General features: G+C 75.4%; 21 protein-coding genes. 17 read left to right on the forward strand and 4 right to left on the reverse strand.

Annotated elements, in window-relative coordinates; genetic code table 11:
* Window positions 1–28: 28 nt before the first annotated feature.
* Both ACIPSC_RS09580 and ACIPSC_RS09585 read right to left on the reverse strand, forming a co-directional pair.
* Window positions 29–799 carry a class I SAM-dependent methyltransferase gene (locus tag ACIPSC_RS09580; RefSeq protein ID WP_400824460.1) on the reverse strand — a complete coding sequence of 257 codons (771 nt, stop codon included), beginning with the start codon at window positions 797–799 and terminating at the stop codon, window positions 29–31.
* Between the two features lie 190 nt (window positions 800–989).
* A complete protein-coding gene (locus tag ACIPSC_RS09585; protein WP_400824461.1) occupies window positions 990–2,111 on the reverse strand; it encodes an alpha-hydroxy acid oxidase in 1,122 nt (373 codons plus the stop codon).
* 292 nt (window positions 2,112–2,403) lie between these two features.
* Between ACIPSC_RS09585 and ACIPSC_RS09590 the strand changes: the two genes are divergently transcribed.
* From ACIPSC_RS09590 to ACIPSC_RS09640, 11 genes are all read left to right on the forward strand, one after another.
* Entirely contained in the window at window positions 2,404–3,711 is a 1,308-nt protein-coding gene (locus tag ACIPSC_RS09590) for a class I adenylate-forming enzyme family protein (RefSeq protein WP_400824462.1), read from the forward strand.
* Between the two features lie 167 nt (window positions 3,712–3,878).
* On the forward strand, window positions 3,879–4,157 hold the full coding sequence (locus tag ACIPSC_RS09595; protein WP_400824463.1) for an acyl carrier protein: 279 nt from the start codon (window positions 3,879–3,881) through the stop codon (window positions 4,155–4,157).
* Window positions 4,154–4,441, forward strand: coding sequence for an acyl carrier protein (locus ACIPSC_RS09600; RefSeq protein ID WP_400824464.1), 288 nt, complete (start codon window positions 4,154–4,156; stop codon window positions 4,439–4,441). The genes ACIPSC_RS09595 and ACIPSC_RS09600 overlap by 4 nt, the downstream gene beginning before the upstream one ends.
* Complete coding sequence (locus ACIPSC_RS09605; RefSeq protein ID WP_400824465.1) at window positions 4,438–5,640, forward strand: beta-ketoacyl synthase N-terminal-like domain-containing protein; 1,203 nt, start codon at window positions 4,438–4,440, stop codon at window positions 5,638–5,640. Before ACIPSC_RS09600 ends, ACIPSC_RS09605 begins: the two co-directional genes overlap by 4 nt.
* Entirely contained in the window at window positions 5,637–6,326 is a 690-nt protein-coding gene (locus ACIPSC_RS09610) for a hypothetical protein (RefSeq protein WP_400824467.1), read from the forward strand. Before ACIPSC_RS09605 ends, ACIPSC_RS09610 begins: the two co-directional genes overlap by 4 nt.
* A 127-nt stretch (window positions 6,327–6,453) precedes the next feature.
* On the forward strand, window positions 6,454–8,073 hold the full coding sequence (locus ACIPSC_RS09615) for an AMP-binding protein (protein ID WP_400824468.1): 1,620 nt from the start codon (window positions 6,454–6,456) through the stop codon (window positions 8,071–8,073).
* Window positions 8,070–9,401, forward strand: a complete 1,332-nt coding sequence (locus ACIPSC_RS09620; RefSeq protein WP_400824470.1) for a beta-ketoacyl-[acyl-carrier-protein] synthase family protein — start codon at window positions 8,070–8,072, stop codon at window positions 9,399–9,401. Before ACIPSC_RS09615 ends, ACIPSC_RS09620 begins: the two co-directional genes overlap by 4 nt.
* A gap of 103 nt (window positions 9,402–9,504) precedes the next feature.
* A complete protein-coding gene (hppD, locus tag ACIPSC_RS09625; RefSeq protein ID WP_400824471.1) occupies window positions 9,505–10,530 on the forward strand; it encodes a 4-hydroxyphenylpyruvate dioxygenase in 1,026 nt (341 codons plus the stop codon).
* Between the two features lie 80 nt (window positions 10,531–10,610).
* Window positions 10,611–11,525 (forward strand): phytanoyl-CoA dioxygenase family protein, encoded by a 915-nt coding sequence (locus ACIPSC_RS09630; RefSeq protein ID WP_400824472.1) that lies wholly within the window; start codon window positions 10,611–10,613, stop codon window positions 11,523–11,525.
* 47 nt (window positions 11,526–11,572) lie between these two features.
* Window positions 11,573–12,586, forward strand: a complete 1,014-nt coding sequence (locus tag ACIPSC_RS09635; protein ID WP_400824473.1) for a thiamine pyrophosphate-dependent dehydrogenase E1 component subunit alpha — start codon at window positions 11,573–11,575, stop codon at window positions 12,584–12,586.
* Window positions 12,587–12,659: 73 nt separating this feature from the next.
* Complete coding sequence (locus ACIPSC_RS09640) at window positions 12,660–13,619, forward strand: alpha-ketoacid dehydrogenase subunit beta (protein WP_400824474.1); 960 nt, start codon at window positions 12,660–12,662, stop codon at window positions 13,617–13,619.
* Window positions 13,620–13,682: 63 nt separating this feature from the next.
* On the opposite strand, the gene ACIPSC_RS09645 is transcribed toward ACIPSC_RS09640, so the two are convergent.
* Window positions 13,683–15,032: an acyltransferase gene (locus tag ACIPSC_RS09645; protein ID WP_400824475.1), complete on the reverse strand. Its 1,350-nt coding sequence runs from the start codon at window positions 15,030–15,032 to the stop codon at window positions 13,683–13,685.
* Window positions 15,033–15,221: 189 nt separating this feature from the next.
* On the opposite strand from ACIPSC_RS09645, the gene ACIPSC_RS09650 reads away from it, so the two are divergent.
* The 4 genes from ACIPSC_RS09650 (at window position 15,222) to ACIPSC_RS09665 (ending at window position 19,840) form a co-directional block, all read left to right on the forward strand.
* Entirely contained in the window at window positions 15,222–17,600 is a 2,379-nt protein-coding gene (locus ACIPSC_RS09650) for an FHA domain-containing protein (RefSeq protein WP_400824476.1), read from the forward strand.
* Between the two features lie 78 nt (window positions 17,601–17,678).
* Window positions 17,679–18,296: a hypothetical protein gene (locus ACIPSC_RS09655; RefSeq protein ID WP_400824477.1), complete on the forward strand. Its 618-nt coding sequence runs from the start codon at window positions 17,679–17,681 to the stop codon at window positions 18,294–18,296.
* Window positions 18,293–19,363 (forward strand): serine/threonine-protein kinase, encoded by a 1,071-nt coding sequence (locus tag ACIPSC_RS09660; RefSeq protein WP_400824478.1) that lies wholly within the window; start codon window positions 18,293–18,295, stop codon window positions 19,361–19,363. The genes ACIPSC_RS09655 and ACIPSC_RS09660 overlap by 4 nt, the downstream gene beginning before the upstream one ends.
* A gap of 96 nt (window positions 19,364–19,459) precedes the next feature.
* A complete protein-coding gene (locus tag ACIPSC_RS09665; RefSeq protein ID WP_400824479.1) occupies window positions 19,460–19,840 on the forward strand; it encodes a DUF1304 domain-containing protein in 381 nt (126 codons plus the stop codon).
* A gap of 36 nt (window positions 19,841–19,876) precedes the next feature.
* On the opposite strand, the gene ACIPSC_RS09670 is transcribed toward ACIPSC_RS09665, so the two are convergent.
* Window positions 19,877–21,220: a streptophobe family protein gene (locus ACIPSC_RS09670; RefSeq protein WP_400824480.1), complete on the reverse strand. Its 1,344-nt coding sequence runs from the start codon at window positions 21,218–21,220 to the stop codon at window positions 19,877–19,879.
* A 452-nt stretch (window positions 21,221–21,672) separates the two neighbouring features.
* Between ACIPSC_RS09670 and ACIPSC_RS09675 the strand changes: the two genes are divergently transcribed.
* Together ACIPSC_RS09675 and ACIPSC_RS09680 are read left to right on the forward strand one after the other, a co-directional pair.
* Window positions 21,673–23,121, forward strand: a complete 1,449-nt coding sequence (locus ACIPSC_RS09675) for a DUF6777 domain-containing protein (protein WP_400824481.1) — start codon at window positions 21,673–21,675, stop codon at window positions 23,119–23,121.
* 315 nt (window positions 23,122–23,436) lie between these two features.
* Window positions 23,437–24,591: a sugar ABC transporter substrate-binding protein gene (locus ACIPSC_RS09680; RefSeq protein WP_400824482.1), complete on the forward strand. Its 1,155-nt coding sequence runs from the start codon at window positions 23,437–23,439 to the stop codon at window positions 24,589–24,591.
* Window positions 24,592–24,595: the final 4 nt, after the last annotated feature.

The following is a 24,595-nucleotide window of genomic DNA, read 5'->3' on the forward strand; positions in this document are numbered from 1 at the left end:
AGGGTCCGGGCCGAGGGCCTGTCCGGTCCTAGCGGTCGGCCTCGATGTAGACGGTCTCGTCGGTGCGGAAGGCCGTGTCGAGGTCGGCGACGTCGACTCGGGCGCCCTGGCGGTAGCCGCAGTGGCGGATCCGCCCGGGCTCGAAGCCGGCCAGGGTGAGCACGTGGCGCAGCTCGTCCAGGTCGTAGATCCACTGGTGGCCGTAGTACCGGAAGATCTGGTTGACCAGGAAGGCCGGGCGCTGCGGCATCGGCGGGCCGAAGCCCATGGTGGTGAGCCGGCGGCGGTGCCTGGCGAGGAAGCCGTCACCGGTGGCGTAGCCGACCAGGTAGCGGGCGAGGTCCGGGGTGGTCAGGCGCAGCACGCCGCCGGGGCGCAGCACCCGTCGGGCCTCGCGCAGCCAGCCGGTCGCGACCGGCAGGGTGACGTGCTCGATCAGGTGCTCGGCGTAGACCCAGTCGACGCTCGCGTCGGCGAAGGGCAGCGGCCGGGCGACGTCGAGCTGGGTGAACCAGCGGTCGCCGTCCACCCGGTAGAGGGTGCCGGGTTCGGTGGTGGCGTCGGGGCTGCGCAGGGCGGTCAGGTCGGTGCCGAGGCCGTTCGGGTGGGCGGTCCGGAAGGCGGCGAACTCGATGCCGGTGAGGCCGAGTTCGCGGAAGTCGGAGTGGCTGTGCGGGAGGCGGTCGGCCGGTTCGAGGGTCTTGCAGGTGGCGACCTGGGCGCTGATCTCGTCGAGGCGGGTGGCGAGGCCGTCGGGGTCGTCCCAGTCCCAGCCGGGGAAGGTGTCCTGCTTCGTCATGTCGGTGGTCTCTCTGTCGGGGTGTACCGCGCCGGTGCGGGTCGGGTCCGTGGTTGGGGCTCGCGGCGCGCGGTGGGGGCGGGTCGGCGGTGCGGCCGGCCCGTACGGGCAAATTCCGTGGAACGTGGGGGCACCGGCGCCGAATCGGGCGGGCAGCGCCGTGCCGCCCTGCGGTCGGGACGCTGCACGGCTACGGACCGCGCACGCCGGCGTCCGGGCCGGGCAGCGGCCAGGGAGCCAGCGCGGTGCGGTCGAGGTCGGCCGGGGTCGGGCGCCCCAGCAGGGCCAGGGTGTGCTCCAGTTCGGCCCGGAGCAGGCCGAGCACGTCGGCCACGCCGTCCGCTCCCCCGGTGGCCAGCCCCCAGAGCACCGGGCGGCCGACCAGCACCGCGCGGGCACCGAGGGCGAGGGCGACGGCGATGTCGGTGCCGGTGCGGACCCCGCCGTCGAGCAGTACCGGCAGGTCCGGCGGGACGGCCTCGGCCACGTCCGGGAGGGCGGCCAGGGCGGGCAGCGCACCGTCCAGCTGGCGGCCGCCGTGGTTGGAGACCACCACGGCGTCGGCGCCGTGCTCGGCGGCGAGCCGGGCGTCCTCGGCGGTCAGGATGCCCTTGAGGACCAGCGGCAGGCCGGTGCGCTCGCGCAGCCAGGCGAGGTCCGCCCAGGTCAGGCTGGGGTCGAACTGCTCCAGCGCGTGCTCGGCGATGCCGGAGGAGCCGGCGCCGGCCTGGTGACTGGCGGCCATCAGCTCCGGGTCGAGGTTGACGGCGCGGATCTCCGGCGGGACGGCGAAGCCGTTTCGCAGGTCGCGCAGCCGGCGGCCGATCCGCGGGGCGTCCACGGTGAGCATCAGTGCGGAGAAGCCGGCCGCCTCGGCGCGTTCGACGAGCGCGGCGAGGGCGTCGCGGCGGCGCAGCCAGTAGAGCTGCAGCCAGAGCGGCCCGGCGGCCTCGGCCGCGATCGCCTCCAGGGTGCGGCTGGCGAAGATTCCCGCGACCAGGAGGGCGCCGGCCCGGCCGGCCGCCCGGGCGGTCGCGGTCTCGCCGTCCGGGTGGACCAGCCGGTGGTAGGCCATCGGGGCAATTCCGACCGGGAGTCCGAGCTCGGCGCCGAGGAGTGTGGTGCCGGTCGAGCAGGCCGAGACGTCGACGAGTGTGCGGGGCCGCAGGGCATAGCGGCCGAACATTTCCCGGTTCCCGGCGAGGGTGCGTTCCGCCTCACTCCCGCCCTCGATGAAGTCCCATATTTCCGGGGGAAGTTGGGCGCGTGCAGCGCGCTCGATCCCGGCCGACGTGAGTGGTCCCACGGGCATCCTCGCTCCCGGACGGCCGCGCTCGGACCAGTCCCGGCTCGGCAGCGTAGGAGGTTCGGACCACATTGGTATAGACCTTGATTTGACCAATCGTCTGTGCAAAGGTCTGGCAACGGAATTGGCCGTTTCCTGTGAACGGCGTCCATGACAAATCTCCTCACTGTGTGGAGTGGCGTTGACCGGCATTTCCCCTTCTCCGCTTCCGCCTTCTTCGCCGCCGCACTCCGACGCCCCCGACGACTGGGTGGAACGGTTCCTGCTGGCCGGTCCCGGGGGCGAGGAGTGCCTGCGGTTGGGCACCCCCGTCGACCGCGACGCGCTGCGCGCCCTGGTCGGCGAGCAGACCGAGCGGCTGGCCGCGGCCGGCCTCGGCCCGGGCGGTACCGCGGCCCTGCGGCTGCCGCCCTCCCTGGGCTTCGTCGCGGCGCTCCTGGCGTGCTGGCAACTGCGTGCCCAGGTGGCCCTGTTGGACCACCGGCTGACCGACCACGAGATCGAGCTCGCGGTCGGACGGCTGGCTCCCCAGGTGCTGGTGGGGTCCGCCCACCGGCCGTCGGCGGCGCTGCGCGGCTTCGCCGAAGCCGACCCGGTCGCCGTCCGGCTGCCGGACGGCCGATCGGCCCGGACCGGCCACGCGCTGGTCCAGCTCAGCTCCGGGTCCACCGGCCCGGCCAAGGTCATCGCGCGCACCGCCGGCGACCTTCTGCGCGAACTCGACTGCTATCGCGGGCTGGTGGGGTTCCCCGGCGAGGGCGAGCGGGTCGTCCTGCTCTCCTCGGTGGTGCACGTGCTCGGCCTGGTCGGCGGACTGCTGAACAGCCTGCACGCCCGCGCCCCGCTGACCGTGCCGGAACGGATGACGGCCGCGGGCATCCTCGCCGCCGTCACCGAGGAGGAGCAGCGGCCGACCACCGTGATCGGCGTGCCCTTCCACGCCGAACTGCTGGCCGGCGCGGCCGCACCCCCGCCACTGCCGAGGCTGCGCCGGATGGTGGTGGCCGGGGAACTGGTCCGACCGGGCCTGCCCGCCGCCTTCACCGCCGCGTACGGCGTCCCGCTCGGCACCATGTACGGGATGACCGAGCTCGGCGTCATCGCCACCGACCTGGACGGCACCCTGCACCCGGCGAAGCAGCCGGTCACCGGGATGGAACTACGCTCGGTGCAGGGCGAGTTGCAGATCCGCACCACCGCCTCGCCCTACCCGGGGCTGGACGACCCGACCCGCTGGTCGGACGGCTGGCTGCACACCCGGGACGCCGCCGAGCTGGACGAGGCCACCGGACGGGTCACCGTCCTCGGCCGCCGGGACTCGCAGGTCTCGATCGGCGGCCTCAAGGTGGACCTCACCGAAGTCGAGCAGACCCTCGCCGCCCTGCCGCGGGTCCGCGAGGCGGTGGTGGTCTTCGACGAGGGCGCCATCGAGGCTTACCTGGCCACCGAGGAGGGCACGGACCAGGACCTCGTCCGGGACGGACTGACCCGGCAGCTCGCCGCCTACAAGCGGCCCCGCCGGCTCGCCTTCCTCGCTCAACTGCCGCGCACGGCCACCGGGAAACTGCTGCGCGACCCGGCGGCGCTGCGAGCGGCCGCCGGCTGAACCGCCCTTCGCCTGAACTGCTCTCCCCCGCCGGGCCGTCGCCGCCCGACGGGCGGCGGACCGGCCGCCCGGCCCATCGGCCGCCGCCGTTCCCTCCGCACCACACCCGCCCCACCCCCCGACGATCACCGCGCACAGCGCACGTGCGCGAGCCCAAGGAGCACACCATGCAGGACCGCATCCGCGCGTTCGTCCTCGCCGCCCTCACCGAGATGCAGTACGACGTCTCCGAGGTCACCGGCGACACCGACCTCGGCCCGGCCGGGCTCGACCTCGAATCGCTCGCCCTCGCCGACCTCTCGGTGCAGGTCGAGGACGAGTTCGGCGTCAAGTTCGACATGGACGAGATGGAGAGCACCGCGATGATGACGCTGGACGAGTTCACCGCCGACGTCGCCGCGCGCATCGCCGCCACCGCCACCAGCGCCTCGGGCAGCGCCGCGTGACCAGCCCCGTCCTCCCCGACCGGGCCGAGGTCCGGACGATCCTGGCGGCGTTCGGGCAGCGCGCCGCCGAGGACGTCCCCGAGGAGCTCGGCTCTCTCGAACTCACATGGCTGATAGCCGAGTTCGAGCAGCGCTACGGCGTCCAGCTGGACCTCGACGACGAGCAGTTCGAGGCCGTCCGGACCGTCGACACCGCCACCGAGGTGCTCCGGGCGGCCGTGCTGGCCGCCGCCGGTGCCACCGCGACGGCGGCCGCCGCGACACCCGGGGCCGCGCAGCCATGACCGGCCACGCCCCGCCCGCCGTCCGGCCCGTGGTGACCGGCGTCGGCGTGCTCAGCGCGGCCGGCACCGGGCTCGGCGCGCTCGCCGAGGCCGCCGCCCACGGCAAGGCCGCCTTCACCGCGGTGGACCGGTTCGACGTGTCCGCGCGCCGCACCACGCGCGCCGCCCTGCTGCCCGAGCCGCTGCCGCTCGCCGACGCCGTCCTCGCGGCGGTGGACCAGGCCTGCCGCCAGGCCGGCCTGCCCACCGGCCCGGGTGCCGCCGACGACGCGGGCCGGTTCGGCGGCGCGGGCGGGAGCGACGACCCGGGCAGCAGCGACGGCCCGGGCAGCAGCGACGCCGCCGTCCTGCCGGTGCTGCTCGCCCTCCACAGCGACCTGCGCACCCGGGCGGTCGCCGCGGCCGTCGCCGCCGGAGTGTCGGCCGGGTGGGGCGCCGCCGGCGTCACCCGGGTCTACACCGGCGCCTGCGTGGCGGCCGGCACCGCGGTCGCGGACGCCGCCGCGTCGGTCGCCGCCGGGCGCCACCGGCGCGTCCTGGTCGCGGCCGGGCACCTGGTCGAGCCGGGCGTCTTCGCCGCCTTCGACGCCGGCCGGGCCCTCGCCCGCGACGGCGAGCTGCGCCCGTTCAGCGCGGGCCGCACCGGCACCCTGCTCGGCGACGCGGCAGCCGCCGTGGTCGTCGAGGCCGAGCCCGCCGCCGCACGGCGCGGTGCGCCCGTGCTGGCCCGGCTGGCCGGCTGGGGCCGGGCCGGCGACGCCCACCACGTCTGCCGCCCCGAACCGGAGGGCGACGGCGCGGCCCGGGCCATCGCGGCCGCCCTGAGCCGGGCCGGCGTCGTGCCCTCCGACATCGGCTACGTCAACGCCAACGGGACCGGCTCCCCGCTGGCCGACCGGGCCGAGGCGAGCGCGCTGCGCCGGGTGTTCGGGGCGCACGTCGCCCGGCTGCCGGTCAGTTCCAGCAAAGCCGTCCACGGCCACGCCCTGGAGGCCTCGGCCCTGCTCGAACTCGCCGTCACCATCGCGGCGTTGCGCGACGGCCGGCTACCGGTGAACGCCGGCTGGCTCGGCCCGGACCCGGAGCTGGGGCTCGACCTCGTCCTGGACGGTCCGCGTGCCGCCCGGCCGAGCCACGCGCTCACCCTCAACTCCGCGTTCGGCGGCGCCAACACCGCGCTCCTGGTGGCCGCCCCGTGACCGCGCTGCGCATCCTCGCCGAGGCCCACTGGCCCGACCCCGACCGGACCGCACCGGGTCGGCCCGACCCACTGCCCCCCGTACCGGGCTTCTCCGCCTCCACGTTCAATCCCCTGGTGGCCGAGACCGCCGAACGCTGCCTGCGCGCCCACCACGGCACCGCCCCGGCCCCCGGCCGGACCGCGCTGCTGCTGGCCAGCGCGGGCGGCGACCGCGCCACCGCGCGCGCCATCGACGAGGCCGCCGCCTCCGGGCGCCGGGTGCCGCCGCTGCTGTTCTTCCAGTCCAACCCCAACGCCGTCCTCGGCCACATCGCGGCCCGCTGGGGCCTGACCGGCCCCGTGGTGGCGATCAGCCCGGCCGAGCCGCCGCCGGCGGGGCAGGTGCCGCAGGACGTCCTGGACCTCGCGGCGCTGCTCCTCGCGGACGGCGACGCCGACCACGTCCTGGTCATCGCCGCCGAACAGGGCGAACCCGCCGGGGAGCCCGCGACGGGCACCTCACCGGAGCCCGGGGCCGGAACCGGGGCCCGCACCGGCACCGGCACCGGCACCGACCGGGCCCGGGACGCCGGGCCCACCACCCCGACCGACCGGGCCGGCACTGACCGTCCCCCGACCGACCGGGCCGGTACCGACCCGTCCGGCACCGACCGGGCCGTGGCCGTCCTGGTCACCGCGGGCTGACCGCCCGGACCCGCGCCACCCCACCGGCCACCCGCACACCCCGCCATCCACCGCACCCCCGCGCGAGCGGCCCCACACGCCGCGTCCCACCGCAGCACGCCCAGCACCATGGGAGGGATCAACCACCGTGAGCACCCGCAGTATCCGCACCCTTCTCGCGGACGACCCGGACGTCGGCGCCGGCAACGTCCTGACCAGCCGACTGGCCCTGGGCCTCGGCCTGGACGAACCGCTGCTGACCTTCGACACCCCGGTGGACGACCACCCCGCCTGGCATCCCTTCACCCTGCGCGAGCTCGACCGCGCCGTCCGGGCCCGGGCCGCCGCCCTGCACGCGCTCGGCATCACCCACCGCGACCCGGTGGCGGTCTACGCCACGGACGCCGCCGACCACGTGCTGGCCTTCCTGGCACTCGCCCGGCTCGGCGCCATCCCGGCGCTGCTCAACCCCAACGTCGACGGCGAGCGCGCCGCCCGCTACATCGCCGGGCTCCGCCCGGTGGGCATCCTCGCCGACCCCGTCCACCTGGCCGCGCTGGCCGACCACGACCCCGGCGCCCCCGCCCTCCCGGAGATCTCCACCCTCGGCGCGGGCGACCCGGACGCCGGCCCGGCGCCCTACCGGCACTGGTCCGGCGACCCGGTGGCGATCACCCACTCCTCCGGCACCACCGGCATGCCCAAAGCCGTGGTCCACTCGCACGCCGGCCTGTACGCGGCGATCCGCCACCGGCTGCGGCTGCCCCGCCCGCAGGGCCAGGAGCGGATGCTCAGCGCCCTGCCCGCCCCGCACGCCGCCACCCTGATCGCGGTCAACCTGGCCCTCAGCTCCCACACCGAACTCGCCCTGCTGTCAAGCCAGTCGGGGGCCGGTGTGCTGGACGCGATCGAGAGCCGGCGGCCCAGCGGCGTGGTCGGCTTCGCCGCCACCTGGGCCGAACTGGCCCACCACGACCTGTCCCGGCGGGAGTTGGACTCCGTCGCACTCTGGTGGAACACCGGTGACTGCGCCCACGAGGTGCACATCCGCCGCCTGATCGCCACCGGCAGCCGCGAGTCCGTCACCCGCCAGGGCCGGGTCCGCGTGCCGGGTTCGCTCTTCGTCGACGGCCTCGGCTCCACCGAGATGGGCCACTCGCACTTCTTCATCACCCACGGCCCCGGCACCGAGCGGTACGGCCGCTGCGTGGGCCGCCCGCACGCCTTCGTCGACTGCGAGGTGGTCGGCCCGGACGGCGAACCGCTCGGGCCCGGCGAGGTCGGCGAACTCGCCACCGCCTCCCCCACCCTGGCACTCGGCTACTGGAACGACTCGGTCACCACCTTCCGCACCAGGATCCGCGGCCGCTTCCTCACCGGCGACCTGATGTACCGGGACGAGGAGGGCTACTACTACCACGTCGACCGCGCCGTGGACTCGGTCGAACTCGGCGACGGCAAACGGCTGTTCACCGCGATGTCGGAGGAGCGCGTGCTGGCGGCCTGCCCGGACGTGGCCGACTGCACGGTCGTCGCGGTGCGCGACGGCGAGCAGGTCGTCACCGACGTGCTGCTGATCCTGAGCGCGGACGCCGACCCGGCGGCCGACCGCACCAAGGCCGTCACCGCCGCCCTCGACGAGGCCGTCGCGGCCACCGTCCGCCGGGTGCTGGTGGTGGGCGGCGACGACCTCCCGCTCGGGCCGACCGGCAAGGTCCGCAAGGTGCTGCTGCGCCGGCGCCACCTCGACGCGGCGGCCGCCCGATGACCGGCCACCCGGCGACCGGCCTCCACCCGAGCACACGCGCACGCAGCACCGGCCGACCGGGCGCCGTCGTCACCGGCATCGGCCTGGTCACGCCCGTCGGCCGCAAGCCCGCCGAGGTCTTCGACGCCCTCGCCGCCGGCCGCTCCGGCATCCGCGCGCTGCCCGAGGAGCACGCCGCACACGGCTGGCTCACCGCCGCCGGCATCGCGCCGCCGGTGGACGGCCGCGAGGTGCTGGCGCCGACCGAGACCCGGTGCGTGGACCGCTTCGTGCTGCTCGCCCTGGCCGCCGCCGACGACGCGCTCGCCGACGCCGGCCTGGTGGTGGGCCGCGACGCCGACCCGCACCGCACCGCCGTGGTCCTGGCCACCGGCGGGGGCGGGCTGGAGACCTTCGAGCAGCAGTCGCACCGCCGGCTGGAGCGCGGCCGCCCCGGCGTCAGCCCGTACCTGCTGCCCGGCATGCTGTCGAACATGGCCACCGCCCGGGTCGCCATCAAGCACGGTATCCGCGGCTTCAGTTCGGCGATCGTGACCGCCTGCGCGGCCGGTGCCCAGGCGGTCGCGGAGGGCCTGCGGCTGATCCGGGCCGGCGACGCCGACGTGGTGGTGTGCGGCGGCAGCGAGTCCTCGCTCCATCCGACCATCGCCGCCGCCTTCACCAACGCCCGTGCGCTCTCCTCGGGTTGGGAGGATCCGGAGCAGGCGAGCCGGCCCTTCGACGCCCGCCGCAACGGCTTCGTACTCGGCGAGGGCAGCGCCGTACTGGTACTGGAACGCGCCGAGCACGCCGACGCCCGCGGCGCGGCCGGCTACGCCGACCTGACCGGGTGGGGCGCCTCCACCGACGCCCATCACCCCACCATGCCCCGCCCGGACGGCGCGGGCGCGGCCGACGCGATGCGGGCCGCGATCGCCGACGCGGGCCTGGCACCCGCCGACATCGGCTACGTCAACGCCCACGGGACCGGCACCAAGCTCGGCGACGTCGCCGAGACCGCCGCGCTGCGCGCCGTCTTCGGCGAGCACGGCCCGGCGGTCAGCTCCACCAAGGGCGCCACCGGCCATCTACTGGGCGCCGCAGGGGCGTTGGAGGCGGCGGTCACCGCACTCGCGGTGGCCCGGGGGACGCTGCCGCCCACGGTGAACCTCACCGATCCCGACCCGGCCTGCGCGCTCGACCACGTGCGCGGCACAGCCCGGTCCGCGCCGCTGCGGGCCGCGCTCAGCAACGCCTTCGCCTTCGGCGGCCACAACCTCAGCCTGGTCTTCGGCCCGGCGTCCACCCGGTCCGACCGGTCCACCCGGTCCGACCGCTCCGCCCGCTAGCTGCGGCGGCGGCGACGACGCCCCGGCCGCGCGCGGTTCCCGCGCCGGTCCGGCCCCGCCCCGCCCGGCCCCTCGTCCCACGCCCATCCCCGGGGAGATCCCGTTGTCCATCCAGTCCATCACCCATGTCGAGTTCCACTGCGCGGACGCCGACCTGGCCGCGGCCGGCCTCGGCGCCGACCACGGCTTCACCGTGGAGCCCGGCGTCCCGCAGCCGGACGGCCTGCGCACCGTCCGGCTGCGCCAGGGCTCCATCCGGCTGCACTTCCACTCGGCCGCCGACCCGGCCCACCCGGTGGCCCGGTACGCGGCCCGGCACGGCGACGGCGTCGCGGTGATCGGCCTCGGGTGCACCGACCCGCGGGCCTCCCTGGAGCGCGCGGAGCGGCACGGCGCCGTCGTGCTGGACCGGGCCGGCGGGCTGGTGGCCGGCTTCGGTGACCTGGCCCTGCGGTTCGTGCCCCAGCCGGATCGCACCACCGCCGGGGCCGGAGCAGGGGCCACCGCCGGGGCCGCCGCCGGGCCCGCCGGCGCGCTGCTGGAGGCCCTCGATCACGCCGCGATCTGCGTCCCGGCCGGCGAACTGGCCCCCGCCGTCAGATTCTGCGAGGCCGCCCTCGGCCTCCACCGGATCTTCGGCGAGTACATCGAGGTCGGCGAGCAGGCGATGGATTCCAGCGTGGTCCAGAGCGCCTCCGGGGAGGTCACCTTCACGCTGATCGAGCCGGACACCGCCCGGCGCCCCGGCCAGATCGACACCTTCCTGGCCGACCATGACGGCGCCGGCGTCCAGCACCTGGCCTTCCGCACCGACGACATCGCCGCCGCCGTCCGGGCCGGGCGCGCCCGCGGCGTCGAGTTCCTCAGCACGCCGGGCGCCTACTACGACGCACTGGCCGAACGACTCGGCGGCACCGCCATCCCGATCGGGACGCTGCGCGAGCTGGACGTCCTGGTCGACCAGGACCACGGCGGCCAGCTCTTCCAGATCTTCGCCCGCTCCACCCACCCGCGCCGGACGTTCTTCCTGGAACTGATCGAGCGCCAGGGCGCGGGCACCTTCGGGACCGCCAACATCAAGGCCCTCTACGAGGCCGTCGAACGGCAGCGCGCCACCGCCTCCGTCTGACCACCCCGACCACGACCCGACCAGTGGCTCCGGTCCGCACCGCCGACCGGACGCCGCGACCAGCACAGGAGGCCCGACCCGTGACCACCGCGACCGAGTTCCACCTGACCGAGGCCGAGCACGCGTTGCTGCCCACCCCCGAGGACGTGGCCGGCTACCAGGAGCACGGCTGGTACCTCTCCCGCCGGCTCTTCAGCGACGAGGAGCTGGACACCCTGCAGGCCGCCACCGAGAAGTACTACGAGGGCCACCGCGACCGCGAGCTGTCCGTCCGTCCGCCGAACCTCGCCTCCTGGGAGCCCGCGCACGGGCCCGTCCAGCGCCACAACGACTACGTGCACTACGAGAGCGACGCGATCGGCGCGATCCTGCGCAAGCCGCTGCTCGGCGCCGTCGCCGCGCTGCTCTCCGGCGCGGCGGAGATCCGGGTGTTCCAGGCCACCCTCATCTACAAGCCGCCGGTGCCCGAGGAGCCCACCAACCGGGTGCCCTGGCACTTCGACAAGCACTACTGGCAGACGTCCAGCTCCGAGCGGATGCTCACGGCGTTCCTGCCGTTCCACGACTGCCGCGCGGAGAACGGCACCATCACCATGGTCGACGGCAGCCACCGCTGGCGGGAGCTGGACTCCGGCGAGGACTCCACCCGGCACTTCGCCCGGCGCGACCGCTCCGAGCTGGAGGAGATCCTCGCGGCGAACGCCCGCTTCAACGGCCAGGAGGTCCGCAAGGTCCCGATGCTGATCCCGCGCGGGCACGTCAGCTTCCACCACTGCCGGACGTACCACGGCAGTGGCCCCAACCTCGCCACCACGCCGCGCCGCGCCGTCTCGCTGCACCTGCAGGACGGCGGCAACGAGTACCGCGGCCACACCCGGCCGGACGGCAGCCCGGTGGTCTACAACCACGACGTGGTGGTCCGCCGCACGCCCGACGGCCGGCCCGACTACGCCGACCCGGAGATCTGCCCGACGGTCTGGCGGGGAGCCCTGTGACGGCCAGGGAGTCGGCGACCGGGCTTACGGAGTCGGCCGTCAGACTCATGGAGCCTCCCGCCGGGCCCGCGACCCCGGCCGCGATCGCGCCCCTCGGTACCCCCGGGCAGCGGTACCGGATGCTGCGCCTGATCCGCGGCTTCGAGGAGTCGGCACTCGGCCTGGTACGGAGCGGGGTGATCACCGGCGGCATCCACCCGTACATCGGACAGGAGGCCGTCGCGGTCGGGGTCTGCGCCGCGCTCGGGCCCGCCGACCGGCTCACCTCCACCCACCGGGGCCACGGCCACGTCCTCGCCCGGGGCGCCGCCCCGCACCGACTGCTCGCCGAACTGGCCGGCCGGGTGGGCGGATTGAACAAGGGCCGGGGCGGCTCGATGCACGCCGCCGACCTCTCGCTGGGCATCCTCGGCGCCAACGGCATCGTCGGCGCCGGCGCGCCGATCGCGGTCGGCGCCGCCTGGGCGGCCCGGCAGGCCGGTGACGACGGGGTGGCGGTCTCCTTCTTCGGCGACGGCGCGCTCAACCAGGGCGTGCTGCTGGAGTCGCTGAACCTGGCCGCGATGTGGCGGCTGCCGGTGGTCTTCGTCTGCGAGAACAACGGCTACGCCACCACCCTGCCCGCCGCGAGAGCGGTCGCCGGCAGCGCGCTCGGCCGGGCCGCCGCCTTCGGGATCCCGGCGGTCGCGGTCGACGGGATGGACACCGAGGCCGTCCGGGCCGCCGCCGGGGAGGCGGTGGCCCGGGCCCGCGCCGGCGGTGGCCCCGGGTTCCTGGAGTGCCGCACCTACCGCTTCGAGGGCCACCACACCATGGAGCGCCGGATGAAACTGCACTACCGCACCGCGGAGGAGGTGGACGCCTGGCGCGAGCGCGACCCGCTGCCGCGCGCCGCCGCCGCGATCGGGCCGGCCGAGGCCGGTGCGCTGGACGCCGAGGTGGCCGCCGAGCTGGCGGCGGCCGAGCGGTTCGCGCTCGCCTCCGGCCACCCGGACCCGGACGGCGCGTCCGCGTACCTGTACGCGGACGGGCTGCGCCCGCGGGCGGGGGCGGTGGCATGAGCGCGCGCAGGGAGCGAGTCGGCACAACGATCGGTCGGGCCGGCGCCCCAGCCGGGCGAAGCGGAGTGGGCGGATGAGGCTCTCCTACACCAAGGCGCTCAACCGGGCGCTCGCCGACGAGCTCGCCGCCGACCCGGCGGTCTGCGTCTTCGGCGAGGACATCGGCGCCGGGATGGCCGGCCCGACCCTCGGCCTGCTGGACCGCTTCGGGCCCGGGCGGATCGTCGACACCCCGCTCTCCGAGCAGGCCTTCACCGCGATGGCGATCGGCGCCGCACTCGCCGGCCGCCGCCCGGTGCTGGAGTTCCAGATCCCCTCGCTGCTCTTCCTGGTCTTCGAGCAACTCGTCAATCAGGCACACAAGTTCTCGCTGATGACCGGCGGTCAGGCGGGCGTTCCGCTGACCTGCCTGGTCCCGGGCTCCGGCTCCCGGGACGGCTGGGCGGGCCAGCACTCGGACCACCCGTACAGCCTGTTCGCGCACGCCGGGGTGAAGACCGTGGTGCCCGCCACCCCGACGGACGCCTACGGCCTGCTCCGCTCGGCCGTCCGCGACCCCGACCCGGTGATCGTGTTCGCCCCGGCCGCCGCCCTGCCGGTGCGCGAGACCGTCACCTGGGAGCTCGCGCCGGTCCCGCTCGGCTCGGCCCGGGTGCACCGGTCGGGCACCGACGTCACGCTGGTCGCGGTCGGGCACCTGGTGCACGACGCGCTGGCGGTGGCCGAGGAGCTCTCCGACGAGATCTCGGTCGAGGTGTTCGACCCGCGCACGCTGTACCCGTTCGACTGGGCGGCGCTCGCCGCCTCGCTGGAGCGCACCGGCCGCCTGGTGGTGGTCGACGACTCCAACCGCAGCTGCGGCATCGGCGCCGAGGTGCTGGCCACCGCTGCCGAGGAGATGCGGCTGACCGCCCCGCCGCGCCGGGTCACCCGCCCGGACGGCGCGGTGCTGCCGTTCGCCCCCGCGCTCGACCGCGCCCTCCAGCCCGGCCGGGAGCAGCTGCGGCACGCCCTGCGCGCCGTCGTGAAGTGACCTGACGGCGCGGGAGGGGGACGGCCGTATTGCGGCCGCCCCCTCCCGCGCCGCGACCCGGCGTCAGAGCACCTTCGGCACGGCGGCGGCCACGGCGGGCAGAGGGTCCGCCGCATCCCGGAAGCGGTGCAGCGCCGCGCGGCCCTCGGCCCCGCGCAGCCGGGCGGCCAGCCGCGCCGGCAGCACCACGGTGGTGAGCAGCCCGGCGCCGTGGAACCCCTCGACGGTCCAGGACACCCATGGCAGCGGGTAGTTGGCGGTGGGGCTGAAGAACACCGGGCGTTGGCCCTGGAAGGCCACCCGGTAGGCGCCGAACCGGCTCCAGTTGGAGAAGCTGAACCGTTTGCGTTCCGGGTCGAAGCCGAGCGGCACGCACGCGCCGAGCCGGTCCCGGCCCAGGGCCTCCAGGAAGCCGAGGTTGGCCCGGAGGTTGAGGTGGTCGGCGGTGAACTCCTCGACTGCAGCCCGCAGTTCGGCGGCGAGTGCGGCCGGTCCGGCCTCGGGGCGCTGGGTGAGGTGGATCTCGCTGAGCAGATTGCCGACCAGGGCCGGCGGGAGTCCGAGCGGGCGGCGGACGTTGACCGGGACGGTCAGCCCGCGCGGCTCGGTGTCGCCGTCCAACTCCCGTACGGTGTGGACGACATGGGCGCAGAGCGCGTCCCCGGTGGAGAGCCGACGGCCGGTCTCGGCGGTGAACCGCTCGCGCATCCGGGCGAGTTCGGCGTCACCGAAGTGAATCTGGACGGTCCGGTTGGCGCGCGGTCCGGCCGCCACCTCCCTCGCCAGCGCGGCGGCCTCGGCCGGGCCGGGCAGCCGGAACCCGGGCCGCCCGCAGTCCTCGGCAGGCAGCACCTCGTCCAGCAGGGCGTCCTGGTCCGCGACCAGTTCGGCCTCGGGCAGCTCCTCGCCCTCGACGGCGGCGGACCAGGCGCGCAGCAGCAGCATGAAGCTGTGCAGGTCACCGACGGCGTGGTGCCAGGAGCAGCCGAGCACCGTGCCGCCGGCCGAGGGCCGGGTGATGCGGACGGTCAGCAGCGGCGCCCCGCCGGTCCGGGCGGCCGGGGCGTCCACCGGGTCGACCAGCTGCGCACCGGACGCGCCGACCCGGCCCATCGCCTCGGCGAGGGTGCCGTCGACGTCGTAACTGTCCATCGGCACACCGGAGTCGTCGCAGACGGCGGTCAGCGCGCCGACCTCGGTGCGGAGCCGGCCGGCGAACACGGGGACCCGTTCCAGCGCGCGGGCGAGCCCGGCGGCGAGCCGGTCCTCGTCCAGCGCCTGCTCGTAGCAGAGGACGACGGAGACCGAGAGGTCGGCGAGCATGGTGTCCATCAGCCCGCAGCGCAGCACCGCCCCGGAGGCCCGGCCGGCCCGGACGAGCCGGGATTCGCGCAACTGCGGCCAGAGGCTCATGGGTCCGTCCCGGGGACTCGCGGGGAGTGGTGCGCAGCTCCCCTCGTCCCGGGGGCGGCACCCCGAACGATAGGGCAGCGGACCGGGCCGGATCCAGTGGTCCAGTCCAATTTCCTCGCCCGGCCGGTCCGGCGGCCTCCGGACCGGCCTGGACTGCCCGGGTGGACCGGCCGGACTAGAATCCGAGCTATGGGAGACCGCGCAGGCGCGTCGACCGCGCCGCCCCTGGTTCTCGTCACCGACACGGACTCGCAGCTGATCGATCCGCGCCGGGCGTACCACGTCGGCCGCGACCCGACGAGCGAGATCGTCCTCGACGACCCCCGGGTCTCCTGGCACCACGCCGTGCTCCGCGCCGACGACGGCCACTGGCTGCTCGACGACGTCGGCAGCACCAACGGCACCTTCACCGACGGCCGCCGGATCCAGCACGAGGACGTCGGCCCCGGCACCCGGCTGCGGTTCGGCAACGCGGCCGACGGCCCGTCCGCGACCTTCGCCGGCCTGCCGGCCCCCGCGCCCGGCGAGCGGCCCTCGCTGATCGCCCCGCAGGCCTCCGGGGTCTTCCGCCAGCCCAGCGCCGTGATCCGGCTCCCCGGCCGCACGGTGCGCATCGGCCGGGCCGGCGACAACGACCTCGTCCTGGACGACCTGGTGGTCTCCCGCCACCACGCCGAGCTGCGCACCCTGCCGGACGGCGGCCACGAGATCGTCGACCTGTCCAGCCACAACGGCACCTACCTCAACGGCCGGCCGGTCGACCGGGCGCCGGTCGGCCCGGCCGACATCATCGGCATCGGCCACGCCGCCCTCTGCCTGTCCGGCGACGAGCTGGTCGAGTACACCGACACCGGCGAGATCTCCCTGCACGTCCAGGGCCTGGTGGTCCGGGTCGGCCCCGACCACCGGGTGCTGCTGGACGACGTGGGCTTCCCGCTCGCCGAGAAGGCGCTGCTCGCGGTGGCCGGCCCCAGCGGCGCGGGCAAGTCCACCCTGCTCAACGCACTCACCGGGCTGCGCCCCGCCGACGAGGGCACCGTCCTGTACGACGGGCGCGACCTCTACCGCGACTACGCCGAGCTGCGCCGCCGGATCGGCCTGGTGCCGCAGGACGACATCCTGCACAAGGAGCTCACCGTCCGCCGCGCGCTCTCCTACGCCGCCGAGCTGAGGTTCCCCGGCGACACCGCCCGGGAGGAGCGCGAGGCCCGGGTCGAGGAGGTGATCCACGAACTCGGCCTGGACGCCCGCACCGACCAGGTGATCTCCAGCCTCTCCGGCGGCCAGCGCAAGCGCGTCAGCGTCGCCCTGGAGCTGCTCACCAAGCCGTCGCTGCTCTTCCTCGACGAGCCCACCTCCGGCCTGGACCCGGGCATGGAGCGCTCGGTGATGCAGATGCTGCGCGGCCTCGCCGACGACGGCCGGACGGTGGTCGTGGTCACCCACAGCGTGCTCAGCCTGGACGTCTGCGACCGGCTGCTGGTGCTGGCGCCCGGCGGCCGGGTCGCCTACTACGGCCCGCCGGACGAGGCCCTGGCGTTCTTCGGCTTCTCCGAGTGGCCCGAGGCCTTCGAGGCCTTCGAGAACGAGGACCACGCTGGCTGGCAGCGCCGGTTCCGCGAGTCCCCGCTCCACGAGCGGTACGTGGCCGGCGCCGCGCTGCCGCCCGGCGCGGTCCCGGCGCCCGCCCCCGCGGTGGCCGGGCCGGCCCGCAGCCCGATCGGCCCGGAGAAGCCGCAGGGCTGGTTCGCCCAGCTCACCACCCTGGTGCGGCGGTACACCTCCGTGCTGGCCGCCGACCGGCTCTTCCTGACCGTGATGATCGCCCTGCCGTTCATCATCGGCATCATGTGCCGGGCCATGGCCGGCTCCCGGATCTCCTCCGAGAACGCGATCAACGTCGTCCTCACCCTCTGCATCGGCGGTCTGCTCACCGGCTCCGCCAACGCGGTGCGCGAGATCGTCAAGGAACGGGCGATCTACCAGCGCGAGCGGGTGGTGGGCCTGTCCAGATCCGCGTACCTGGTCTCCAAGGTGGTGGTGCTGGGCACGATCACGGTGGTCCAGGCCGCCGTGCTGACCACCGTCGGCCTGGCCGGGGTGCAGCTCAGCCCGGTCCTGGCCAACGGGGTGCGGCTGCAGAGCGGGGTGGTGCTGCCACCGCTGGTCGAACTGGTCATCGCCGTCGCGGCCCTCTCCTTCTCGGCGATGATGCTGGGCCTGCTGGTCTCGGCACTGGTGCGCAAGGAGGAGGCCACCATGCCGATGCTGGTGCTCCTCGCGGTGGTGCAGATCGTCTTCAGCGGCGCCATGCTGAAGCTGTACGGGGTGCCCGGCCTGGAGCAGTTCGCCTGGCTGGTGCCGTCCCGCTGGGGCCTGGCCGCCATGGCCCAGAGCATCGACCTGCACACGGTCTTCCCGACCACCATCACCGCCGACCCGCTGTTCCGCCCGGACCGCACCACCTGGCTGCGCTGTCTGGGCCTGCTGGTGGCCCTGTCCGCGGCCCTGGGCCTCGCCGTGCTGGCCCTGCTGCGCCGGCAGGAGCCCGCGATCATGCGGAAGTGACGGAGTACGCGGAAGTGACGGAGGCGGCCCGGCGAGCGACGGGCCCCGCCGAAGCAGTCAGGAGACAGGCAGCCGCCCATGGACGAGTTCGCGTTCCGCCCGACCCACGTCGCCGCGCCGGACGGGATGGCCACCTGGGCGGCGCCGGACCCGTCGCAGCCGTCGACGCCGCTGGACCCGCTGCTGCCGGTCCGGCTGATCGACCGCCGGGGCGACTGGGCGTACGTGCTCTGTTCCAACGGCTGGTCCACCTGGGTGGACGGCCGGCTGCTGGTGGCCCTCCCGGACATCCCGCCGACGGCCGGCGCGCCCCCCGCCCGCACCGCCGACCCCCGGCCGGCGCTGGCCGAGGCCGAGGGCGCCCTCAACCGCTACCGCTCGCTGCTGGAGGACCTCGCGGCCGGCCAGGTCGACCTGGAGGCCTTCCGGGAGCGGGCCCGCGGCCTGCGGATCGGGCTGGTCGTCGACGGCGAGGCGCTCTGGGTGTTCGACGCGGCCCACGACCGCTGGTGCTACTGCGACGGGCTGCAGCTGCAGACGTACGCCGCCTCCGGCCGGCCGCGCTCCAACCCCAGCTCGGCCGGCGGCCCCGCGACCCCGCGACCGCCCGCCGCCCCGGCGACCCCGCACCCGCCGGGCGCAGGACCGCTCTCCCCGCCGGGCGGGTACGAGCCGACCCGGACGGGTGAACCGTGAGCCCCCAGGAACCGCCCGCCGCCGCCGGACCGCCGGCCCACCCGCAGCGCGCCACCGAGGACGTCCCCAGCCTGCCCGCCGGCAAGGTGGGCCGCCGGGTGGCCGGCTACCGGCTGGAGTCCGAGATCGGCCGCGGCGGCATGGCCGTCGTCTACCGGGCCAAGGACCTGCGGCTGGGCCGGACCGTCGCGGTCAAGCTGCTGGCCCCCGAGCTGGCCCGCAACGAGGTGTTCCGCAAGCGCTTCATCCACGAGTCGGAGGCGGCCGCGGCGATCGACCACCCGCACATCATCCCGGTGTTCGAGGCGGGCGAGGCCGACGGCATCCTGTTCATCGCGATGCGCTTCGTCGAGGGCGGCGACCTGCGCGGCCTGATCAGGCGGGACGGCCCGTTCCAGGTCGAGCGGGCGGCGCAGCTCGCCCTGCAGATCGCCTCCGCGCTGGACGCGGCGCACGCCCACGACCTCGTCCACCGGGACGTCAAGCCCGGGAACGTGCTGGTCGCCGCCGGCACCGACAGCGAGCACCCCGAGCACCTCTACCTGGCCGACTTCGGCCTCACCAAGAAGTCGCTCTCGCTGAGCGGGCTGACCAACGTCGGCCAGATCGTCGGCACGCTCGACTACGCGGCGCCGGAGCAGATCTCCGGCCGCCCGCTGGACGGCCGCTGCGACCAGTACAGCCTCGCCTGCGTGGTCTTCGAGATGCTGGCCGGGGAGCCGCCGTTCCGCCGGGAGAGCGACCTCGCGCTGCTCTGGGCCCACCTCAACGACCCGCCGCCCAGCCTGCGCGAGCGCCGCCCCGACCTGTCCGACGCCGTGGACGGCGCGGTGGCCCGCGCGCTCGCCAAGTCACCCGAACAGCGGTACGAAGGCTGCCTGCCGTTCGTCGCCGGGCTGCGCGCCGCGATCATCGCCTCGACCGCCGGGGGGCCGGACGCCGCCGAGCCCTGGCAGGGGAGCGGCCCGCGGACCGAGGTGGTCCCGGCCAACGGCCCGACCGCGCCACCGGACGTCCCCGAACCACCGTCCTGGGCGGCCCCGGTGGTCAGCCCACCGATGCGCTGACCCGACGACCCGAGCCCGTCGCCCCTGCTCTCGCGCCCTCCGACCCTCCGGCCCCCGACCCTCCCGCCCTCCTGCCCTTCCGAACGCGGAGCCCCCATGAACGCCGTCAGCCAGGTCTTCGCCCTGATCGCCGCGGGGGTCCACGTGATCGTCTGGCCGCTGGAGAGCTTCCTCTACGGGCACCCGCGGGTGCGCTACCTGCTCACCGGCAGCACCGCGGACGCACCCGAGGTCCGGCTCTGGCGCTTCAACGTGGGCTTCTACAACCTGTACCTGGCACTGGGCCTCGGCGCCGGGGTGGTCGCCCTGCACACGAACGACCAGGCCACCGGCCGCGCGCTGGTCCTGTTCGTCAGCGCGTTCATGATCGCGGCCGGGATCACCCTCTTCGCGTCCGAGCACCGGGTCTGGCGCGGCGCGCTCGCCCAGGCCGTGCCGCCGGCGGTGGTCATCATCGCCCACCTCGTGGCCGACTGAACGGCCGCCCGTGTGAGCGGGGGCGCTCCCGGCCGCTCACGGGCCGGCGGGCGGCTCCACCTTGCCGCGCCGCCCGAGCCGGGCCGCCACCAGACCGCCCAGGAAGCCCGTCACCAGACCCCAGCCCGCCGCCAGCGGGACGGCCACCCAGAGCTGCGGCTCCAGCACGAGCGTGCCGCCGCCCAGGCCGGCCAGCGGGTTGGTACCGCCGAGGACCGAGCCGAGCAGGTCGCCCAGACCGCCCTCGCCCACCCCGACCCCCAGCACCGAGAGCCCGTACTCGGCGTAGACCCCGGTCCAGACGCCCACCAGCAGCATCGTCACGGCCGCGGCGGCCGCCAGCCGGACGGCGTGCTGCCACGGCCGCACCCCGCGCGGCGCGCGGTAGGCGGCGAGGACGCCGGCGGCGAGCAGCAGGACGGCCGCCAGCGGGAGCAGCCACCAGGCCCGGCCGTCCTGCTCGGCGAGGGTCCCGAGGCTGACGGTGGCCTCCTGGCCGTCCGGAGCCCGCAGCACCTCGGCGAGCGGCTTGGGCACCGGCAGGCCGACCGCGCCCATCAGGTGGCCGTGCCACTCCGCGCCCGTGCCGACCCCGAAGGCGAGCCAGACCAGGTTCGGCAGTGCCAGCAGCAGGACCGCCATCGTCTCCCGGGCGTTGCCGTGCACGGCGGCGGTGATCAGGCCCACGACCAGCCCGATCGCCACGTAGGCGAGCAGCACCATCAGCATCGCGAAGGCGGCCGGCCGGACCGCCTGCTGGAACGGCACCAGGGAGCGCGGCAGCGGCGCCCGGCGGGAGACCGCGAAGGCGGCCGCCAGGACGACCAGCAGCCAGAGCAGTCCCAGGCCGATGGTGGTGGCCGCCTCGGCGTGGAAGCCGACCTCGGGGTTGACCCCGAGCAGCCCGCCGATCTGTTCGGCGAGGTCGCTGCCGAGCGGGACGGCGAAGGTGTGCTTCGCGCCGACCGTCAGCAGGGCGAGGGCGACCACCCACACGGCCGCCGTCCGGGCCACCCGGCCGAGCAGTTCGCCCCCGTGCGCGACCGCGCGAAAGCGCAGCTGGCGCAGGAACACCTCCACCATGGCCAGCGCCCCGACCAGGCCGACCGACAGCGGCATCGCGGTGATCCCGGCGTCCACCTGGGCGAAGAACCCGGCCCCGCCGTCCAGGCTCACCGTGCCGCCGACCGCGAGGGCCAGCGTGGCGGCCAGCACGGAGGGGAAGCCCCCCGGCAGCTCGTCGGCGCCGGCCGCCCAGAGGCCGAGCGCGGCCACCGCGGCCATCGCGACGAGCCCGGCCAGGACGACGGCGAGCGCGTCCAGCCAGCCGCGCAGAAAGCCGGGCGGGCCGGGCGCCGGGGTGGGGGGCTCCGGGTGCATGGGGGCTCCTTCCGGACGGGTTCGGGTGCGTGGTCGGCCCACGGAGGTGCGTGCTCGGCCCGCGGGGGCGGGGTGGGCCCGTGGGTCCCCGGTCGGCCCGGGTGCGCGGCCGCTCCCGGTGCCCGGCCGGCCGGGGTGCCCGCTCGCCGGGCCTGCGGCCACCAGCCACCGGCCACCGGCCACCGCGGGCCGCGCGTCCGACACCAGATTCCCCCAGGACCGGCGGGCGCGCGCTGCGTACGCCACCGCCGCACCCCCTCGGGGGCCGGGCCGGACCGGGCTCGGATGCGGACCGGGCCCGTTACCGCACCGGGCCCGGCGCGCTCGCACGGACGGCGACAGCGGTGTGACCTGCTGTTGCGGCCCGCGCACTGCGGGGGCAGAAATGGAAGCCAGTGGCAGGAGCCTTCTGTGCCGGCCGTTTCGCCGGCCGCCTGCGAAACGGAGCGTCGATGAGTTCCCAACCGCCCCCGTCCGGCCCGCCGTTCGGCCCGCCCTCCGGTCCCCCGTCCGGCCCGCTCTCCGGTCCCCCGTCCGGCGGACGTTCGGGCCCGCCCGGTCCCCCGTCCGGCCCATCCGGTCCGGGCAGCGCCGGCGGCGCCCCGGGCGGCCCGTCCGGCGGTCGGCCGACCCCCTGGTGGCGCTCCGGCCCCAAGCTGGCCATCGTCGCCGGGACGGCGGTGCTGGCCGTGGTCGCGACGGTGCTGATCGTCAACAGCAACAGCGGTTCGTCCCCCAGCGACGCCATCCCGGCCGCCAACGAGGTGGCGCTGCAGCAGCCGAGCGATCCCGGTCCGGCGCCGTTCACCCCGTCGGTGGAGACCGCCGCCGTCTCGGCCCCGCAGCCGACCTCCGCACCGGCCCAGCCGACCACGGGCCCCAAGACCACCGGCACCAAGACCACCACCGCCACGGCGTCGCCGACCGGCATCCACAGCGTGCAGGGCTCCTCGGCCGGGCTCTACGCGGGGACGATGTCCAAGCCGAGCTGCGACACCGAGAAGCTGATCTCGATGACGTCCACCGGCGACTCCGGCAAGGCCTGGGCCTCCGCCCAGGGGATCCAGCAGTCCGCGATCCCGAGCTACATGCGCTCGCTCACCTCGGCCTACCTGCGGGTGGACACCCGGGTGACCAACCACGGGTACAAGGGCGGCACGGCCGTCGCCTACCAGTCCGTCCTCCAGGCCGGCACCTCCGTACTGGTGGACGCGCAGGGCGTGCCGCGGGTGCGCTGCGGCTGCGGCAACCCGCTGAAGCCGCCGCAGCTGGTCTCCGACGCCAAGTACACGGGCAAGTCCTGGGCGGGCTTCCAGCCGTCCCAGGTGATCATCGTGGTCGCGGCGCCGCAGCCGGTGCGGGAGATCGTGCTGGTGAACGTCGAGACGGGCGGCTGGTTCGCCCGGGTGACCGGGCAGATCAAGGTGGAGGACACGCCGGTGAAGGCGCCCAAGGAGCTGGCGCCCGGCATCCCGCCGGCCGAGCCCATGAAGGTGGTCTCGACGTCGGCCTCGGTCTCCGGCTCGACGTCGGGCTCGACCTCGGCGACCAGCACCTCGGGTTCGCCGTCCGGGCCGTCCTCCTCGGCGAGCACCGGCACGTCCACGGCCACCTCGAAGGGCCCCACCACGGGCGGAACCTCCTCGCCACCGGCCTCCTCGGGCCCGCCGACGACGGCGACCGCGACGGCGACGGCCACCGCGACCGCCACCGCGACGGCCCCCGCGACGGCAACGGCGACGGCGACCTCCACGGCCACCGCGACCAGCACCGTGACCAGCACGACGGCGACCGCCACGACGACGGCGACCGGCACCACCGCGGCCGCGGCGACCTGCGCCACCACCTCACCGTCCACGCTGCCGCCGTGCAGCACGGCGGCGGGGGCCACGGCCAGCTGAGGCGGCTCCGCCGGGACAACGGCGGCGGGGGCCCGGACCGGTCCGGGCCCCCGCCGCCGTTCCGCGTCTGCCCCGTTCGGCGCCACCTCGTTCCGCGTCGCCCCCGTTCCGCGTCTGCCCCGGTTCCCTGCCGACTACGTTCCGTGCCCGCCTGCGGCCACCTGCTCGCGGCCCCGCTCACCGGCCGCTGCCTCCCCCGGGTTAGATGCGCAACCCGTTCGGCTCAGCCCGAATCGTGGTAATGCGCCGGTGTTCACCAGACTCGTAAGGCGGGGGTGGACCCAACGGGGGTGGACTCAACTGGAGAGGCATCCCATGAGCATCGGTCTTCGCCGCGTCGTCGCGGCGACCGCAGTCGTTACCCTCGGTCTCGGTCTGGCGTCGTGCGGCAGCGCCAAGCAGTCCACCGGGACCACGTCGACGGGCGGCAGTGCGAGCGGAACCGCGGTCGGCGCGGTCCGGATCGGCCTGCTGCTGCCCGAGACCAAGACCACCCGGTACGAGCAGTTCGACCGCCCGCTGATCGAGCAGAAGATCAAGGAGCTGGCGCCGGACGCCCAGATCGACTACTACAACGCCAATGAGAACGCGACCACCCAGCAGACCCAGGTCGACACCGCCCTGACCAAGGGCGACAAGGTGCTGATCCTGGACGCGGTGGACTCCAAGGCGATCCAGTCCTCCGTCCAGAAGGCGCACGACGCGGGCGTGAAAGTGATCGCCTACGACCGCCTGGCGCAGGGCCCGGTCGACTCCTACGTGTCGTTCGACAACAAGAAGGTCGGCGAACTGCAGGGCAAGGCCCTGGTGGACGCGGTCAACGCCAAGGCGAACGGCGGGTCGCCGACCGCGGCGGCCGGCGACGCGGCGGACGGCGGGTCGATCATCATGATCAACGGCTCGCCCACCGACCCCAACGCGGCCGACTTCAAGGCCGGCGCGCACAGCGCGATCGACGGCAAGCTCAAGATCGGTAAGGAATACGACACTCCCAACTGGGACCCGAACAACGCCAACCAGGAGGCCGCCGCCGCGATCACCGCGATCGGCGCCCCCAACGTGGTCGGCGTCTACTCGGCCAACGACGGCATGGCCGCCGGTATCTCCACCGCGCTCAAGGCCGCCAACCTCAACGTCCCGCTGACCGGCCAGGACGCCCAGCTGGACGCCGTCCAGCGGATCCTCGCCGGCACGCAGACGATGTCGATCTACAAGCCCTTCAAGCCGGAGACGGACGCGGCGGCCACCATGGCGGTCACGTTCGCCCAGGGCAAGCCCCTCGACTCGAAGCTGGTGCCGGTGACGGTCACCAACGGCAGCGGCAACAAGGTGCCGTCCGACCTCATCACCCCGATCGTCCTGACCAAGGACAACATCAAGACCACCGTGGTCGCCGACGGCCTCTACACCGTCCCGCAGATCTGCACGCCCGACTACGCCGCCGCCTGCACCGCGGCAGGCCTGTCCTAGCCGC

This window comes from Kitasatospora sp. NPDC090091, assembly GCF_044747365.1.
Lineage (GTDB): Bacteria > Actinomycetota > Actinomycetes > Streptomycetales > Streptomycetaceae > Kitasatospora.